A 17,854-nucleotide genomic window follows, 5' to 3' on the forward strand; every position below is an offset into this window, starting at 1 on the left:
TCAGGCGGTTTCGCCGGCGAGTCGCCGCAGGCTGCGCGCCCGTCCGATCAGGGGTAGCAGGTTCTTCAATTCCGGTCCATGGTCGCGCCCGGTCAGTGCCCGGCGCAGAGGAAGGAACAGATCCTTGCCCTTGCGGCCTGTTGCCCCCTTCACCGCATTGGTCCAGGCGCCCCAGGTGCCGAGGTCCCACGGCTCATCGGGCAGAAGTGCTGCCGCCTGTGCCAGGAAAGCGGCGTCCTCGACGACCGGCGTCACCGGCGCATGGGTTACCGCCCACCACTCGCGCGCGTCGCCAAGCCGCGCCAGATTGGGCCGCACTGCGCCCCAGAAGGCGGCATCGGCACCGGTCAGCCCCAGCGCCTCCAGCCGGGACGCCACTGCGTCGAAGGGCGTCAGGTGCAGGATGCGGGCGTTCAGCCGGCCCAGCTCCTCCGGATCGAACTTCGGCGTGCCGCGGGCGATCTTCGACAGATCGAACTCCGCCACCAGCTCGTCCAGCGTCAGCCGCGCCTCGATGGGATCGGAGGTGCCGAGCTTCGCCAACAGGCTGTTGACCGCCATCGGCTCGATGCCGTCCTCGTCGCGCAGGCTGCCGACCGACAGGCTGCCCAGCCGCTTCGACAACCCCCCGCCACCTGCATCGGTCAGCAGCGGCAGATGGGCGAAGGTCGGCACCGCAGCGCCGAGCGCCTCAAAAATCTGGATCTGCACCGCGGTGTTGGCAACATGGTCCTCGCCGCGGATGATGTGGGTGATGGCAAAATCGGCGTCGTCGACGACGCTGGTCAGGGTGTAGAGCGGTCGGCCATCCTCGCGGATCAGCACCGGGTCGCTCAGCACCGTGCCCTCGAACCGCACAGGCCCACGGACCAGATCGGTCCATTCCACCGGAGTCGGGGTCAGCTTGAAGCGCCAATGCGCCTTGCGCCCCTCCCCCTCCAGCCGGGCGCGATCCTCGTCGGTCAGGCGGAGTGCTGCACGGTCGTAGATCGGCGGACGGCCCTGCGACACCAGGCTGGCGCGCTTGAGGTTCAACTCCTCCGGCGTCTCGTAGCAGGGATAGAGCCGGCCGGCGACCTTCAACGCCGATGCAGCCTCGTCATAGCGCGGGTAACGGTCGCTTTCGCGGGCGAAACGATCCCAGGTCAGGCCCAGCCAAGTCAGATCGGCGGCGATGGCGTCGGCAAATTCCTGGGTCGAACGCTCCTCGTCGGTGTCGTCGAGCCGGAACATGAAATTCCCGCCGGTCTTGCGCGCGAACAGCCAATTGACAAGCGCGAGGCGCACATTGCCGACATGGATACGGCCGGTCGGGCTGGGAGCGAAACGGACGGCGGTGGACATGGCTGGACTCGATTGCAGACAGGACAGGCGGGCAGTCCTAGCACGGCCGGCGCGCCTTCCGAAAGCCGTCCGCACTTCCGAATGCAGCCTCAGGAGTGTTCCCTGGCACCCGGCGCGGCAGGGTTGGCCGGCACCGCCTCGTCCCAATCGCCCAGCGCCCGGAGCAGCGAGCGCACCTGCCGGTTCAGCGAACCGATCTGCGCCAGATCCATCCCCGACCGTTCGACCAGAGTCCGGCTCAGGCAGGTGCTTTCATCCACCATCGCGCGGCCGGCATCGGTCAGCCAGACCTGAACCTGCCGTTCATCCATCCGGCTGCGCCGCCGCTCGACCAAACCCGCCTGCTCCAGCCGCTTCACCGGCGGCGTGACGGTGCTGGATTCCAACGCCAGCCTTTCGGCGATCGCACCGACGGTCGCTCCGTCCACCTCCCCCAGCACGCTGAGGATGAGATACTGCGGATATGTGATCCCCATGGCGTCCAGCATCGGCTTGTAGGTGCGGGTGATGGCCATGCTGGTCATGTAGAGGGCAAAACACAGTTGGTCGTCCAACGGAACGCGGGGCGGAACGGGGGGCGGGTTTTCGGGCGGTGCGGACATGGGGCGTCCTCCTGGCTGATCGGGTCCGGATTTTTTATCATCGAAATAGATATCGCGATAACGATTTGTCTGGACAAGCCCCGGTCTGAGGGGTATGGATTTTATTATCGCGATAAATGATATCGCAAAATCGTTCCTCGGGAGATCGACATGACCTCGTTGAAGACCGGCGCCTCGCGTCGCGGCATGCTGACCGCTGGTTTGGGCCTGTCCGCCACAGCCGCCGCCCTGCCCTTCGTTCAGACCGCCCAGGCTGCCCAATCAACCACGGCATCCGCATCGGCCACGAAGAGGATGGGCAGCGGCACGGTCACGGCAAAGGACGGCACGCAGATTTTCTATAAGGACTGGGGTTCGGGGCAGCCGATCGTCTTCCATCATGGCTGGCCACTGTCGTCGGACGACTGGGACGCCCAGATGCTGTATTTCCTGTCGCAGGGATTCCGGGTCATCGCCCACGACCGGCGTGGTCATGGCCGGTCGACGCAGACCGCCACCGGCAACGACATGGACACCTACGCCGATGATGTCGCCGCATTGGCCGCCCATCTCGGCCTGAGGAACGCCATCCACATCGGTCATTCGACCGGCGGCGGCGAAGTGACCCGCTATGTCGCGCGGCATGGCGGGAACGGGCGGGTGGCGAAAGCCGTGCTGATCGGGGCGGTGACGCCGATCATGCTGAAGACCGCGGCCAATCCCGGCGGCCTGCCGCTGGAGGTGTTCGACGGCTTCCGCGCCGCACTGGCCGCCAACCGGGCGCAGTTCTTCCGCGACATTCCATCCGGCCCCTTCTACGGCTTCAACCGCGAGGGCGCCAAGGTCTCGCAGGGTCTGATCGACAATTGGTGGCGGCAGGGCATGATGGGCGGGGCCAAGGCCCATTACGATTGCATCAAGGCTTTCTCCGAAACCGACTTCACAGACGATCTGAAGATGATCGACGTGCCCGTCCTGGTGATGCATGGCGACGACGACCAGATCGTTCCCATCGCCGATTCAGCCCTGCTGGCGGTCAAGCTGCTGCGGAAAGGGACATTGAAGGTCTATCCGGGCCTCCCACACGGAATGGCCTCCACCCACACCGACATCATCAACCGGGATCTACTGGCGTTCATCAAGGCCTGATGCCGTCTCGCGAAAGCTCCGGACAGCGTCCGGAGCTTTCGCCGGCACTCGCCCCGGCCGTCCGAAGGGAGCGTTAGGCGAAGGGAAGGCTCCTGGGGTAGCGTGGCGGCAAAGCCAACCCCGGAGAGTTTCCATGACAGAGAAAAGATTGCGCATCGGCGTCGTGCTGTCGGGCTGCGGCGTGTATGACGGTGCGGAAATCCATGAGGCGGTCTGCACGCTGTTGGCCATCTCCAAGGTGGGGGCGGTCGCGGTGTGCTATGCCCCCGACATTCCGCAGGCCCATGTCGTCAACCATATGACCGGCAATGAAACCGGTGAGAGCCGCAACGTGCTGGTCGAATCGGCACGCATCGCCCGCGGCAAGATCACCGCGCTCAGCGAGTTTTCCGCAGGCGATGTCGATGCGCTGATCTTCCCCGGCGGCTTCGGCGCCGCGAAGAATCTCAGCGACTTCGCCTTCAAAGGGGTCGACTGCTCGGTCAACCCGCAGGTGGTGGCCGCCATCGCCGCCATGCGCGCCGCCGGCAAGCCGATCGGCGCGCTGTGCATCGCCCCGGCCCTCCTCGCCAAGATTCTGGGGCAGCAGGGAGTGGAACTGACCATCGGCAACGACAGCGGCACCGCCGCGGCTCTGGAGTCGATGGGAGCGCTCCACCGCACCACGACCCATGGCGAGATCGTCGTGGACGAGGGGCTGAAGGTCGTCACCTCGCCCTGCTACATGCTGGATGCCACCCTGGTGCAGATCGCCGAAGGTGCCGAGAACACGGTCAAGGCTCTGGTCGATCTGGCAAAGTAACGGGCGGAATTTTGCGGCAAAGGGGGTAAACCTGCCTCCTTTGCCTCCCGCAATATCACAAAGCTGGGCAATAATTCATTAACCGCCTTCCCACACCCTTTGCCTCGGTTTCTTTTAAGGCGAGGGTTGGCAATGACCTGCATTGTGGGATTGGTGGACGGCGACCGGGTGTGGATGGGTGGCGACAGCGCCGGGGTGAACGGCCTGGACATCACCGTCCGCGCCGATACCAAGGTGTTCCGTAACGGCGACAGCCTGATCGGCTTCACCAGTTCCTTCCGGATGGGCCAGCTGCTGCATTACCGGCTGGAGGTTCCGTCGCGCGACCATGACACCGACCTGTTTCGCTATATGGTCGTCGACTTCGTCGATTCCGTGCGCAACTGTCTGAAGGATGGCGGCTACGCCCACCGGTCCAACGATGTGGAAACGGGCGGCACCTTCATGGTCGGACTGGAAGGCCGGCTGTTCACCGTGCAGTCCGACTATCAGGTCGGCGAGGCGGTGCGCGGCTATCACGCCATCGGCTGCGGGTCGGATTACGCGCTGGGTTCGCTTGCCTCCACCATCGGCCAGCCGCCGGAAGAACGCGTGCTGAAAGCCCTGGAATGCGCCGAGCTGTTCAACGGCGGCGTCCGCGCGCCCTTCACCATCCAGTCCAGCCTGCGCCGTCCGCAGCTGGCGCTGACCGAAGCGGCCTGACCGTCTTAGTCCTCAACCTTCGACCAAAGTCGAAAGCAGCAGCGAAGGCCGCGCTCTGGTCATCCAAAGCATCGTGGCGTATGAACCCCTGTCCTGCTGCATTGCGGGACAGGGAATAACCACAATAATTTTTGGGTGATAGAGATGACAGACCAGGCGGTTACAGCCGATGCTTATCTGGGCGAAGACGCCAACCCGGCCGGGTTGCTGAGCAACTGGGGGAATTCGCCCCTCTTCGTATTCCCCGCCATGCTGCTGATCTTCATCATGCCGCTGGCGATCATCTTCCACCCGACCTGGGTGGTTCTGCCCGCCGTGCTGTGGACCTTCGGCATGATCGCCACGATCATCAAGCTGACGCGCGGCTGACATCCCGGTGACAGCAAAACGGGCGTGAAGGGGGATGGCCCCCTTCCACCCACCCTGCTCTAGCGCAAATCGGTAAAGCCGCCGGCAATCGGAAAGCGCCACGGCCGCGCAGCCGTCCGGCGCGACACCCGCGGGCCCGGCGGAGCCCGGCGGCGGCCTGCTTCCGCTTGGACCACCAGCCGCCAGACCTTCGCCACCGTCTCCGCCGCATGCCCGCGCGCCACGAGATCGGCCGGCGAAAGCCCGCCATCGAGCAGGCCGGTGACAAGATCGTCCAGCGCCTCCGCAGGCGGCAGCCCGGCCGGAGAGTCGACCTTCATCCGGCGCGCCAGCACCCGTTCCGGCACCACCAGGCCGGCCGGCCCGCGCGATCCTGCCGGCTGGTGGGCATTGCGCCAGCGCGCCAGTTCCAGCGCCGCCGTTTTCGGCACATCGGCCAGCACGGCATAGCCGCAGCCGCTCTCCTCCGGCCCGAGCCCGAGCAGCCGGTCGGTGCGGTCCGCGGTCGACAGCAGAATCGCGCCCATCCGCTCCGCCAGCGCCGCCAACGTCGCGGCGCGGAGGCGGGCATGCAGTCGATCCTCCGCCACGGCGGAGTCGCGACCGGCAAAGGCAGGGGCCAGCAGCGAGTCGGCGGCCTTCAGCACCGGCGCCAAGGCGACATTGTCCAGGCGGCAGCCCAGCAGTTCGACGATTTCCGCCGCATCGTCCAGGCTGTCGGCCAATTCGGCGGTCGGAGCCCCCGGCAGCGGCGCCCGTACCGCCAGCACCCGGTCCGGCCCGAGAGCATCGACGGCGATGGCGGCGACCAGAGCCGAATCCAACCCGCCTGTCAGGCCGACCACCACACCCGGTGCGCCGGATTTCATTACGATATCGTGCAGACTCAGCATCAGCGCGCCATAGAGCGCTTCCGTTCCCTCCGCCGGAGCGATCGTTTCGGCTTCGAAACTGTCCCAGGAATCGTCTTCCCCACGCTCCCATCGGGTCAGCAGGAGATGCTCGGCGAACAGCGGGGCCTGGGCGACCAGACGGCCGCCGGTGGCAAGCGCGAAGCTGCCACCGTCGAACACCCGCTCCTCCTGTCCGCCGACAAGATTGACCGCGGCCAACGGCAGCCCGCATTCCACCACCCGTGCGACGGCGGCCTGCACCCGCGCATCGGCGCGACCGGGGGCGAAGGGGCCGGCCAGCATTGCGACCAGCAGTTCGGCTCCGCTTTCCGCCAGCGTTTCCGCCACGTCGCCGGTAGCCAGATCGCCGCCGACCAGCACCCCGATCCGCACCCCACGGACATTTACCGGCCCGGGCATGGGACCGCTGTCGAAACGATCCTCCGCCGGTACACCGATCTCGGCAGGATCCATTGCGGCCTGAAAACGAACCGCGGCGATCTTGCCATCGTCCAACAGCAGGGCGGCGTTGTGGAGCCCCGCTTCCCCACTCCCTGAATTTCCATGCCAGAGCGTGCCCACCAGCAGTGCCGGACCACCGTCGGCGGTCTCGTCCGCCAGCGCCTGGACCATCGCCCTCACCGCATCCAGAAAAGCCGGAAGTGCGGCCAAATCCATCAGCGGAGCGCCGGACACGGCAGCAGCCGGGCACACGACAAGGTCGGCGCCACGGGCGGCGGCCTCCGCCCTTGCGGCACGGAGCCGGTCGGCATTCGCAGCAAGGGTGCCTGCGGCGGGATTGATCTGCGCAAGCGCAATGGACAGGCGGTCGGTCATGGTGGCTGGCTCCCTTGTTCCGGGTCCTTTTGCAGCAAGGGTAGCAGCCCCATCCCCGCGGTGAAAGCAGCGGCTCGTCGCAGCTCATCACGCAGGCGGAACAAGTGCCGGCAAGACATCGGATGAAGTTTCACAGTCGATAACGCTTAGTAAGGTAACGAACTTGTTTCAATCATTGAAGGAAATCTATGAAATTAAGAACTGGTAAAGGTTGTCGGCGCCATGCTTCCTCCTGCAAGCAAACAACGCGATGCGGGGGCATCAATGTACTACGCGGAGCTCAGCGGCCCGAACGGCAAACCGTCGGTGCTGTCCACGGCTGTGCAGAACGGATCGTCAAAGACGGCCGGCACGGCGAAGGACGCGCTGACCAAATCGGACGCGAAACCGGTGGACGGCGACAAGGCCGACAAGAAGGGCCAGTCGCCGGCCTACACCATCAGCCAGTCAATGGAATCGCTTCTGGACAGCATGACCGGCAAGGCCGCCGCCCAGGCGGCGGGCGGGGGCAGCGCCCTGGCGACCGGCAACAACAGCCTCGACCGTGCCAAGCAGGCCCAGTCGCTGATGCAGTCGGCGCTGGACCACGGCAAGGATCTGGCCGGCATGTTCGGCAAGGGCATCGACTCCCTGAAGCAGGGGTTGGGCGATGTGCTGGGCGCACTGGGCGTTCCGCAGAACCGCATCGACGACGCCGTGAACGGCTTCGGCGACGGTCTGAAGTCAAAGCTGGACGGCATGAACCTCAGCGACCTGTCGGTGGACATGCAGGCCACCCAGTCGCAATGGTCGATCGAGTCGCACGGAATCGACCTGGAAATCCAGGATGGCGACCGCAGCGTCAAGATTTCCTTCGCGAAGTCGACCCTGGATTTCCGACGGGACGATCAGCGCCTGCAGGCGTCGCTGGGCAAGGGCGGCGACATGGCGCTCAGCGCCACCGGCATGACCACCACGGCCACCGGCAAATCCACCGGCATGATCGTCCGCTCCGAAGGGTTCAGCGAGGATGAGATCAAGGACATCCTCGGCAAGCTGAACGACATGGCCGCCAAGGGCGGTGGCGGCGACGGGATGAAGGGGCTGGCGGTGCTGAAGCCGACCACCTCAAAGGACGGCGTCACCAAGCTGACGCTCGATCTGTCCAGCCCGATCGCAGCGGGGCTGTCGGCTGGAAAGAGCGGAACGGCAACCACTGCGTCGGCCGGCTCCGCCGCCGCGGGCGCCAAGCAACAGAGCGTCGATCTGACCGCCTGACGCTGTCAGGGGCATTCATTGTCACAGCACCGGTCCGGATCCGTCCGGACCGGTGCTTGCCCATGCGGAATGGCTTCTTTACAAGCGGTCGCGGTGGCGATCCGAGGACCGTGCATCGCCCGAACGAACGCCCCCGGATGAACGACATGACCGACCGCGACACGCTGCTGGCTCTGAACCAAGCCTTCTATCGGGCCTTCACCAACCGCGACGCCGCCGCGATGGAGGCCCTGTGGGCGGAAACGCTGCCCGTCTCCTGCATCCATCCCGGCTGGACCGCCCTGTTCGGGCGCGACGCGGTGCTGACAAGTTGGCGCGACGTGCTGCGGGCACCGAGCGGCATCACGGTGGAAGCGCGGAACGAGCGTGTCACCCTGCATGGCGACACCGCGCTGGTGGTCTGCGAGGAAATGCTGGGCGACGCCGTCTTGGCGGCGACCAACCTGTTCGCCCGCGAAAAGGGCAGTTGGCGCCTTGCCCATCATCAGGCCGGCCCCATCGCCCCCGCCCGCGCCGATGTCGAAATCCCGGCCAAGCCGCCACGGCGGCTGCACTGACCGGTCAGGCCGTGTCCTCACGGCAGGCTCGCCACCTCCGGGCGGGCTTCCAGACGGCGGACGATGTCGATCACCACCTGGTCGGCGGTCACCTGATCAGGGTCGCTGTTGGTCAACGCCACCACGCCCCAGCGGTGCGCCTTTGAAAAGGCGATGTAGGCGTTGAAGCCGCCGGTGGAGCCGGAATGCCAATGGATCGGCGTGCCGTCCGTGGCCCAGGCGACGAACCAGCCGAGCGCCATCGCCCCATTCCCCAGGCTGCCCGGATCGGCCAGCAACCGGCCATCCACCTGAACCGACTGCGCCAGCGCCAATGCGGCTGCCACCGATGGCGCGCAGCCGTGGCCATCCGGCCCCGCAGCCCCGCTCGGGCAATCACCGAGGTTGGCGGAGAGCCAGCGCAGCAGATCGTCGGCCGATGAATAGAGGCCGAAGGCCGGCAACATCGCCGGCGCCTCCCAATCCGGCACGGTCCGGCCATGGGCGTGGCCGGCTGCCTTGCGCATCCGCTGCTCCGCCGTTGGATGCAGGGTGGTGTCGCGCATACCGAAGCGGTCGGTCACCACCCGCTTCAGCAGCGTCTCATAGGGTTGGCCGGCCGCCGCCGACAGCGCCTCTCCCAGCACCGCCATGCCGGCATTGGAATAGCTGAAGCGCATCCCCGGCGGCACCGGCAACTGATACCCCGACAGCCACAGCACCAACTCCCTCCGTGACAGCGGCTTGTAGGGGTTGCGCGGGTCTTCGAGACGGTTCCAGGAGAACCGGGGGGTTTCCGGCACGTTGGGCAGGCCGGCGGTGTGGGTGGCGAGATCCCGCAGCAGGATCGGCCGGCCGTCAAAGTCCGGCACATGGGCCAACGGCACACGGGTCCGACGCGGTGCAGATGACGCTGGAGCGGGTCGTCGGCGCCGACGCGCCCCTCCCGCATCAGTTCCGCCATGATGGTGCCGGTGAAGGGCTTGGTCAGGGAGGCGATCTGGAACAGGGTGCGTCCGTCGGCCGGTCCGCCATCCGGGCGCCCGGCATCGCCGCGTCCGACCACCAGCGTCCGTCCATCACGGATGATACCGACCACCAGACTGCCGCTGCCCGCCGGCGGTTGCCGCTCCTCCACCGCCCGGGTCACCACATCCACCAGGGGATCGGGAACCCGGTCAATGCCGATCGCCCCGGTTTGCCCGAGCGGAACGCTCCACAGCAGCAGACACAAAACGCCACAGAGCAGCCCGCGCCGCATCCCCACCTCCGCCAGGCTCCAAGTCACTGGCCCGGAGAGTGGGCGGACGCACGGCAGGCGGACAGGGCCGCGAAGGGCGATGCGGCGAAAGGCCGTGCGGGAGCCGCCGGGGTACTCCCCAACCGCCCAGTCACAGCCCGACCGGTCAGGCTTGGCAGGCCGGAGACGGCTATTCGGTGGGAATTTCGGCCCTGGGCGGGCGTCGGTCCTTGACCACGGACAGCGGCACGTCGTCCGCCGCGATTTCCAGGATCGGGTGTCCGTCCAGCAGCGACGGGCAGCGCTTCACCTGGGTGAAGGCCAGGAAAAAGTCGGCCTTGCGCCAGTCCGGTTCGATCCCGTTCACCAGACGCAGCCAGGGCGGCAGTTCGAATCGCACCGCCAGCGTGTTGCCGCAGACCGTCAGCGTGTATTGCCGTGGCGGGGCGTGGCCGTCATTCTCGCGTTCGACATACTCGATCAATTCCTGCAACGCCTCATGCAGGGAGTTGCCCCAGTAATCCAACTCGAACTTGCCGTCGGCGCCGCGTACTCCTCCGACGAACTGGTTGTAGTAGACGTACTGGTTCGGGTGCATGGCACCCAACTGCCAGGCGTACACCACACCGACCACGGTCATCGCGGCGGCGAAACCCTGCCCAAGCGCCCGGCCGCCACGCAGGGACAGCGTCCACAGCCGGTCGGCGGCGATGGCTGCCATCACCACGAAGGGCGGCGCCAGGAACAGGAAATGGCGGATGCCGTTGTAGACCGACGGCCGCATCAGCACGAACAGCAGGATCGGCAGGAAACCCGCCAGCACCAGCGGGGTGTAGCGGACCACCGTGAAGGCGCCGGCCCGGCGCCAGCCGCCGCGCGCCAGCCAGATCACCGCCATGATCACCGCGGCTCCGACGCCGATCACCACCGCCTCCGGCAGCTTCACCGCCAGATAGACCGGCAGATACAGGGCGGGCGGGTCGTTGGAATGGACCAGCTCGCCCATGAACAGCGTCTGGATATCGATCGGGAAGTGGGAGACGACGCGCAGCGCCTCCAGCGGGTTGCGGAACGGCCGCTGCACCACCCAGGGCCAGAACACCGCCATGATGGCGTAGGCGACCGGGATCGCCGGCCACAGCGACAGGAAGGCACGCCGTGCATCGGCCAGCGCCCAGCGGTGCCCCTCCTGCCGGGTGACCAGCGCGAAATGCAGCGCCATGGCGACCGCCAAATAGAAGCCGGCCAGCACGGCACCAACGCGGATCGCCAGCGTCATGCCCAGCACCAGCCCGAACTTGAGCACCGCGCTGCGGCTGGGCCGCGGCATCTGCTTCAGGATGCGTGTGGCGAAATAGAGCGTCCACACCATGCCGGCCGCAAAGGGCACGTCCTTGGTGTTGTTGAACATGGCGCCGTAATAGACACCGCTCAGCGACAGCAGCGCCGCGGCGATGAAGCCGGCGCGCGGACCGGCCAGCAGGCGGGTGTAACGCCAGGTTCCGGCGATGCCCAGCACACCGACCAGTGCACAGAGCAGGTGCCGCGTCTCGTACTCCTCGAAGGGGGAGAAGGGCACGATGACGGCGGTGACGAGGTCGAACAGTCCGCCGTAGTAGGCCAGATCCTTGAAATGGAAGGCAGACCGGTCCTGGAAACCGCTGAGATAGTAGGACAGCAGCTTCTTGCCATAGATGTGCTGCACCTCCTCGTCCGTGCTGATGCCATAGCTGAGGAAGGTCAGCGCAGCCAGGATCAGCACGCCCAGCAGAAGCGCGCGCGACAGCCCGTCCCACAGGGCAGCCTCGCCACGCGGCAGCGCGCGGCCGCTCGCCGTGACGGTGGACGGTGCGGCGATGGCGGGGCGCGGGCGGCGGCGGGCGGCACCGTCATTGCCGTCCCCGTCGCCAGTGTGCAGACGGGTCTCGATGCTCATCGGCGCGGCTCCCGCCCGAGGGCTCCGTCGCCCACGGCGTCGCCGACGGGATCCGGCTCGCGTTCATGCCGGCCATCCGCTTGGCCGAAGCCGTGGGCGGAGCGGACGATGAACAGCGGCCGCCCCTTCACCTCGGCGAAGACACGGCCCAGATAGTCGCCAATGATGCCCAGCGTGATCAGCTGGATGCCGCCCAGGAACAGCACGGCGACCAGCAGAGACTCATAGCCCGGCACGTCGATGCCGTGGACCAGCGTGCGGATCAGGCGGATCAGGATATAGACGAAGGCGACACCCGAGACGGCCATGCCGACCAGACTCCACACCCGCAGCGGGAAGGTGGAGAAGGCGGTCAGCCCGTCGAAGGACAGGCGCAGCAGCTTGACGAAGCCCCATTTGGTGTCGCCGCCGGCGCGTTCCCCCTGCTCGTAGGGGATTGCGGCCTGACGGAAGCCGACCCAGGCGAAGATGCCCTTCATGAAGCGCGTGCGCTCCGGCATCCGGTTGATGACCTCGACGACGCGGCGGTCCATCAAGCGGAAATCGCCCACCTCGCGCGGCAGCTTGATCTCCGACAGATGATCGAAGACCCAGTAGAACAGACGGGCGAACAGCCGATGCTTCAGGCTCTGACCGACGCGGGCATGGCGCACGGCGACGACGACATCGAACCCCTCGCGCCACTTGGCGATGAAGGCCGGCAGCAGTTCCGGCGGATGCTGGAGATCGGCGTCCATCGGCACCACGGCGTCACCGGTGGTGTGGCTCAGGCCGGCGGAAAGCGCCAGTTCCTTGCCGAAGTTGCGCGACAGGTCGACCACCTTGACCCGCGGTTCGCGGTCATGCACGTCCAGCAGCCGGTCGACGGTGTCGTCGCGGCTGCCGTCGTTGACGCACACCACCTCCCAATCCATGTCGAGCCCGTCCAGCACCGGCACCAGCCGGGCGAACAGGGCGTCGATGTTGGGACCCTCGTTGTAGAAGGGGATCACGACCGACAGGCAGCCGCGCCGGGGACGGCCGGACCGGTCCACCGGGGGCCGATCGGCCGCAGGGCGGGCGGAAGCGGTGCGGGCATCCTGGGAAGCCGCGGAAAGGGGCGCGTCGGGAATGGACATGGCCAGCCGTCGGGTCAAAGCGTCAGGGACCGGGAGATGAAGGGATCGGCGACGACCCCGGACGGCCGCTGCGCCCTTCGGCATATATCACGATACGGGGGGATGTTCAAAATGCCTCTCCTGTGACCGCCGCGGCACAAAAAATGGCCTGTTCGCCCGTGAAAGCATCCGGACGCCCGCCACCCGCAGTCCAACGAAACAGGCAAACATCCCCCGTTGCGGTTTATTCCAACCCAGCGGAACGGCGGCGTTTCCCTGCGCCAGTCACAGGGTCTCCCCGGTTATCGGTGAGCACAGCCGGGTGATCGCCGATCATACCAGGGCATGTGGCACGCTTCCTGAAACCGGCATTGTGGAACAGGTCGCAATCATTGACCTTTTCAGGTTCCGCACAGCACCCCGTGCCGATGGAGGCCCCGGCCATGAGCCTGTTCAATCGCTTTTCCGTAGGAACGAAGATCACGGCTTCCAGCGCCGGCATTCTGGTGTTCCTGATGCTGATCGGCGGCATCGGCGTCGCGGCCCTGTCGGAGGCCGGCAGTGCCGTCGAAACCTATCGGCGGCTCGGCCAGCAGACCAACGAACTGGGGCGCATCCAGGCGCTGATGCTGGAGATGCGCCAGAAGGCGACCCGGTTCCTGCTGACCGGCGATCCGGAGGTCGGCGCCACCGTCCGCCGCACCGCCGAGGACGCGGCACAGACCATCGACAAGGCCCGCAGCCTGTTCACCGATGCCGCACTGTTGCAGACCGCCGACCATATGGCGCAGGAGATCGCCCAATATCAGGAAGCTTTCGCCGCGACGATGGATTTACAGGCCCAGCGCAGCAAGGCCATCTCCGAACTGGATGAGATCGGGCCGCGGCTGGAAAGCGCGCTCGACAGCATCATGGACAGCGCCAGCTCCGCCGGTGACACCGACGCTGCCTATTTGGCAGGCATGGCGTTGCGCCACATGCTGTCGGCGCGGATTTCGGCGACGCGCTACAATGTCGATGGCTCCCCGGCGCTGGCCAGCCAGACCCGATCCCAGTTCACCGATGCCGCCAGCCGCGGCGGCGCGATGATGGCGAAGCTGACCGACATGGACCGCCGCAAGATGGCGATGTCCTATACCGCCATGCTGCGCGTCTACACCTCCGGCTTCAACGCCGTGGTCAAGGCGACCACCGAACGCGACCGGCTGGTCAACGAGGTGCTGATCCCCGTCGGCGATTCCATCGCGAAGGAGGCGGAGCAGCTGACGGAGGCCAGCGTCGGCAATCAGAAGAGCCTGGGCATGGCGACCGGCGCCTTCATCGACAAGGCGCGCGGCGGGATGATGATCGCCTCGCTGGTCGCCGTGGTGCTGGGGCTGGCGACGGCGCTGCTGATCGGACGCGGGCTCTCGCGGCCGGTGGTGGCGATGACCGAGCGTATGACCCGGCTGGCCGGTGGCGACCGCGGCGTCGACATTCCCGGCCTGGAGCGCGCCGACGAGATCGGCGGCATGGCAAAGGCCCTGCGGGTCTTCAAGGACAGTTTGATCGAAAGCGACCGGCTTGCCCTGTCCCAACGCGCCGACCATGAGGCGCAGCGCAGCCGCGGCGAACGCATCGACCGCCTGACGCAGGAATTCGACCGGCTGGTGCTGGCGGCGCTGGGCAGGGTGTCGGCAGCGGCGACGCAGTTGCAGGCGACCGCCCAGACCATGTCGGCCACCGCGGAACAGACCACCCGGCAGGCCGATGCGGTCGCCAATGCCTCCCATGAGGCGACCGGCAATGTGGAGACGGTGGCCGCCGCGACGGAGGAACTGACCGCCTCCATCGCCGAGATCGGCCGGCAGGTGGCCGAGAGCACCCGCATCGCCGGACAGGCGGTCGCCACGGCCGAGAAGACCGACAGCACCGTCCGTGGCCTGGTCGACGCCGCCCAGCGCATCGGCGAGGTGGTGCAACTGATCACCGACATCGCCAGCCAGACCAACCTGCTGGCGCTGAACGCCACCATCGAGGCGGCACGGGCCGGCGAAGCGGGCAAAGGCTTTGCCGTCGTGGCGTCGGAGGTGAAGAACCTCGCCAACCAGACTGCCAAGGCGACCGAGGAGATCGGCAGCCAGATCGCGGGCATCCAGGAGATCAGCCGGCAGGCTGCCGGCGCCATTGCCGAGATCGGCCGGGTGATCGCGGAGATCAGCCATATCTCCACCACCATCGCCGCCGCGGTGGAGGAACAGGGTGCCGCCACCAAGGAGATCAGCCGCAACGTCCAGCAGGCGGCGCGCGGCACGCAGCAGGTGTCCGGCAACATCGCCGGCGTGTCGGAAGCCGCGGCGTCCACCGGCGACGCCTCGCGCGAGGTGCTGACCGCCGCCGACGGACTGAACCATGAGGCGACCGACCTGCGCGGCTTCGTGTCGCGCTTCCTGTCGGACATGCGCGCCGCGTAAGAAACGGTGCCGGACTCGAGCGCTGCCATTACAGTTATGGCGCTGGCGGGACCCGAATGGACCGGGTCTTACCGGCGCCATTTGTTTGCCGGACAGCCCTGCTCCTTTGCGCGGTTACATTCCGCTTGCGCCGGGGCGCCCCCTTCGGCACATAGGCGCCATGATCCTGACCCCCATCGCCATCGACGACATGCCGAAGGCCGTCGCCGCCTTCGACGCCCATCTGGACGGCCACAGCCAAGCGCGGGCCGCCTTCCGCCGGATCGCCGCGACCTGGCCCGTGCGGCCGGACGATGAGCCCGGCGGCGGAGTCGACACGCCGGCCCACCGGGCGGACGCGGTGCGGCTCGCCCACGCCCATGGCATCGACACGCTGGACGAGCCGCCCAGCCGCTCCTTCATGTGGGACGGCAAGGTGATCCGCACCGATGTCGAGGCGACGGTTATCGTGCATGAGGTGGCGCACTGGCTGTGCGCGGCGCCGGAGCGGCGGACGCTGATCGATTACGGTCTTGGCCCCGGCCCGGAGACCACCGCCCGCAAAGAAGCGCGCGCCGACAAGCGGCTGTGTTTCGAGGACTGCATGCATGAGGAGCAGCAGACCTCGCTGCTCGGCGTGCTGTGGGAGGTCGAACTGGACCAACCGGGCATTCTGGCCTTCCTGGAGCAGAACTGGATGGAGCATTGGGAGCGGCCGAGCACCGCCGCCTTCTTCATCCGTCATGCCGAGGAGTTGTTCACCCGCGGCCTGATCGACGCCGACGGCCGCCCGACGACGGCGCGCGCATGGGCGGATTCGCGCAAGAGCGTGCTGGTAGGGTAAAGGCTCGGCCGGCGATTGCCGGCAAAATCCGACGCCACGCAAAAATGCCCTCCCCTGCGCGCCGCGAGGGAGGGCATTTCCGTTTTACCTCAGCCTCACGCCCTCCATCATCACGCCGCGGTGATGCGGGTGATGAAGGCTTCGATCTCGTGATCGAGACGGTTGAAGCTGCGCGACAGCTCCTCGGTGGTGTTCTGCACCGAGCCGGCGGAATGGCCGGTGGTCTCGGCGGCCTGCTGGACCAGACGCATTTCCTGCATCACCGCCATGGTATCGACCGCAGCACGCTGGGAACGGGCGCTGATGTCGCGGGTGGCGGCGTCCTGCTCCTCCACCGCGGCAGCAACGGTACCGAGGGATTCGTCGACCTGACGGATGGTGCCGACAATGGCGCGGATGGCGCCCACCGCCGCATGGGTGGCGGACTGCACCGCCGCGATCTCGGCGCCGATCTCCTCGGTCGCCTTGGCGGTCTGGTTGGCGAGGCTCTTAACCTCCTGGGCCACCACGGCGAAGCCCTTGCCGGCCTCGCCGGCCCGCGCCGCCTCGATGGTGGCGTTCAGCGCCAGCAGGTTGGTCTGGCCGGCGATCGACTGGATGAGGCCGACGACCTCCTCGATCTTGCGGCTGGCCTCGCTCAGACCCTGAACGATGCTGTCGGTTCGTCCGGCCTCCTCCACCGCGCCGCGGGCGAGCTGCGCCGACTGGCTGATGGAGCGGGTGATCTCGTCGATGGAGGCGCGGAGCTGTTCGGCGCCGGCTGCCACGCTTTCGACCTCGCTGGTCGCTTCCTGCACCGAATGGGCGACGCTGTCGCTGTGGTGGCTGGTCTGCTTGGCGTTGTCGAGCATCGAGTTCGCCTCGTTGCGCATCGACGTCGCCGACCGCACCACCTCGCCCATCATCGCCTTGACCGACGCTTCCAGATCGTTGGCGAGTGCGGCCATCGCCTGCCGCCGCTCCTGCTCGTTGCGCAGGCGCATCGCCTCCTGCTCACGCGACAGTTCCTGCACGCGGACGGCGTTTTCCTTGAAGACCTGCACCGTGCGGGCCATCTGGCCGATCTCGTCGCCACGGTCGGCGGCCGGGATGTCGGCCTCCAGATTGCCGCGGGCCAGACGCTCCATCACGTCGGTCAGCCGCACGATCGGGCGGGCGATGTTCATGCCGATGAACAGGGCGACGCCGACCGTCATCAGCAGCGCGCCGCCGGCAACCACCATGAATGCCTGCGTGGTGTGGTCGACCGAATCATTGACCGCGGCATAGGCATCGGTGGAAACCTTGCGCTTGTAGGTCAGATAATCGCGGCTGGTGCCCTGCAGGCGGGTGTAGGCGGCCTGGACCTCCTGCAGGAAGTCCAGCGGATCGACGCCCATCTTCAGAAGGTCGAGGAAGCTGCCCACCTTCGCCAGATAGGTGGCGCCATCGGCACCGAACCGCTCGAAGAACTTCGCCTCCTCGTCGGTGTCGGCGGTGGCGCCCTTCAGCGCCTCCGACTGGCTCTTCAGCTTTCCGAGCTGGTTGTTGAGAGCCTTCATCTCCTCTTCCACCGCCTTGGGCGAGGCGTTCGCGCTGCTGAGGATCACGGTCCGGTACATGCCGGCGTGGGCCACCGTCAGGGTGTCGGTCAGTCCCTGGATTTCCGCTTCGCGGGTGAAGGAGCGGTTGAACAGGGCGTCGAGCAGGGTCGATTGCTGGGTGATCGCCGACCAGCCGAGCACCGCGATCACCAGCATGCCGATGATCGCCGTCGTCGCCGGAATGGCCATCTTGACGGGAATATGGAAGTTGTTGAGGAGGGTCATGGGGCACCTGCGTCGGCCGGCAGTCCG

15 protein-coding genes and 1 pseudogene are annotated in these 17,854 nt (G+C 66.9%); 8 read left to right on the top strand and 8 right to left on the bottom strand.

All coding sequences use genetic code 11. The features are described 5' to 3' along the window. Together gltX and E6C72_RS01390 are read right to left on the bottom strand one after the other, a co-directional pair. Positions 1-1,344, bottom strand: coding sequence for a glutamate--tRNA ligase (gene gltX, locus E6C72_RS01385; protein ID WP_109086732.1), 1,344 nt, complete (start codon positions 1,342-1,344; stop codon positions 1-3). A gap of 89 nt (positions 1,345-1,433) precedes the next feature. Then, a complete protein-coding gene (locus E6C72_RS01390; protein ID WP_109086731.1) occupies positions 1,434-1,946 on the bottom strand; it encodes a MarR family winged helix-turn-helix transcriptional regulator in 513 nt (170 codons plus the stop codon). 294 nt (positions 1,947-2,240) lie between these two features. On the opposite strand from E6C72_RS01390, the gene E6C72_RS01395 reads away from it, so the two are divergent. The 4 genes from E6C72_RS01395 to E6C72_RS01410 all read left to right on the top strand — a co-directional run bounded on the left by E6C72_RS01395 (position 2,241) and on the right by E6C72_RS01410 (position 4,947). Beyond that, positions 2,241-3,074, top strand: coding sequence for an alpha/beta fold hydrolase (locus E6C72_RS01395; protein ID WP_109086751.1), 834 nt, complete (start codon positions 2,241-2,243; stop codon positions 3,072-3,074). A gap of 133 nt (positions 3,075-3,207) precedes the next feature. Continuing rightward, complete coding sequence (gene elbB / locus E6C72_RS01400; RefSeq protein ID WP_109086730.1) at positions 3,208-3,876, top strand: isoprenoid biosynthesis glyoxalase ElbB; 669 nt, start codon at positions 3,208-3,210, stop codon at positions 3,874-3,876. 132 nt (positions 3,877-4,008) lie between these two features. Then, the gene (locus E6C72_RS01405) at positions 4,009-4,578 is read left to right on the top strand and encodes a hypothetical protein (RefSeq protein WP_109086729.1); all 570 of its coding nucleotides are present in this window, start codon (positions 4,009-4,011) and stop codon (positions 4,576-4,578) included. 144 nt (positions 4,579-4,722) lie between these two features. After that, positions 4,723-4,947, top strand: a complete 225-nt coding sequence (locus E6C72_RS01410; RefSeq protein WP_109086728.1) for a hypothetical protein — start codon at positions 4,723-4,725, stop codon at positions 4,945-4,947. Between the two features lie 59 nt (positions 4,948-5,006). Here E6C72_RS01410 and nadE read toward each other — a convergent pair whose 3' ends face one another. Beyond that, the gene (gene nadE, locus E6C72_RS01415) at positions 5,007-6,677 is read right to left on the bottom strand and encodes an NAD(+) synthase (RefSeq protein WP_109086727.1); all 1,671 of its coding nucleotides are present in this window, start codon (positions 6,675-6,677) and stop codon (positions 5,007-5,009) included. Positions 6,678-6,941: 264 nt separating this feature from the next. Between nadE and E6C72_RS01420 the strand changes: the two genes are divergently transcribed. Further along, positions 6,942-7,934: a hypothetical protein gene (locus E6C72_RS01420; RefSeq protein WP_247875812.1), complete on the top strand. Its 993-nt coding sequence runs from the start codon at positions 6,942-6,944 to the stop codon at positions 7,932-7,934. A gap of 146 nt (positions 7,935-8,080) precedes the next feature. Continuing rightward, complete coding sequence (locus E6C72_RS01425; RefSeq protein WP_247882066.1) at positions 8,081-8,491, top strand: nuclear transport factor 2 family protein; 411 nt, start codon at positions 8,081-8,083, stop codon at positions 8,489-8,491. Positions 8,492-8,508: 17 nt separating this feature from the next. Here the strand turns inward: E6C72_RS01425 and E6C72_RS01430 are convergent, their stop codons facing one another. The 4 genes and pseudogenes from E6C72_RS01430 to E6C72_RS01440 all read right to left on the bottom strand — a co-directional run bounded on the left by E6C72_RS01430 (position 8,509) and on the right by E6C72_RS01440 (position 12,764). After that, complete coding sequence (locus E6C72_RS01430) at positions 8,509-9,342, bottom strand: serine hydrolase (protein WP_256379114.1); 834 nt, start codon at positions 9,340-9,342, stop codon at positions 8,509-8,511. A 92-nt stretch (positions 9,343-9,434) separates the two neighbouring features. Further along, positions 9,435-9,731, bottom strand: a pseudogene (locus E6C72_RS32515) (serine hydrolase); the annotation flags it as partial. A 169-nt stretch (positions 9,732-9,900) separates the two neighbouring features. Next, complete coding sequence (locus E6C72_RS01435) at positions 9,901-11,646, bottom strand: glycosyltransferase family 39 protein (protein ID WP_109086724.1); 1,746 nt, start codon at positions 11,644-11,646, stop codon at positions 9,901-9,903. Beyond that, on the bottom strand, positions 11,643-12,764 hold the full coding sequence (locus E6C72_RS01440; RefSeq protein WP_109086723.1) for a glycosyltransferase family 2 protein: 1,122 nt from the start codon (positions 12,762-12,764) through the stop codon (positions 11,643-11,645). Before E6C72_RS01440 ends, E6C72_RS01435 begins: the two co-directional genes overlap by 4 nt. Positions 12,765-13,186: 422 nt before the next feature. On the opposite strand from E6C72_RS01440, the gene E6C72_RS01445 reads away from it, so the two are divergent. Next, positions 13,187-15,196: a methyl-accepting chemotaxis protein gene (locus E6C72_RS01445; protein ID WP_109086722.1), complete on the top strand. Its 2,010-nt coding sequence runs from the start codon at positions 13,187-13,189 to the stop codon at positions 15,194-15,196. A gap of 160 nt (positions 15,197-15,356) precedes the next feature. Continuing rightward, the gene (locus E6C72_RS01450; protein ID WP_109086721.1) at positions 15,357-16,019 is read left to right on the top strand and encodes an elongation factor P hydroxylase; all 663 of its coding nucleotides are present in this window, start codon (positions 15,357-15,359) and stop codon (positions 16,017-16,019) included. Positions 16,020-16,129: 110 nt separating this feature from the next. Here the strand turns inward: E6C72_RS01450 and E6C72_RS01455 are convergent, their stop codons facing one another. Then, entirely contained in the window at positions 16,130-17,827 is a 1,698-nt protein-coding gene (locus E6C72_RS01455; protein ID WP_109086720.1) for a methyl-accepting chemotaxis protein, read from the bottom strand. Between the last annotated feature and the right edge of the window lie 27 nt (positions 17,828-17,854).

This window comes from Azospirillum sp. TSH100 (assembly GCF_004923295.1).
GTDB lineage: Bacteria > Pseudomonadota > Alphaproteobacteria > Azospirillales > Azospirillaceae > Azospirillum.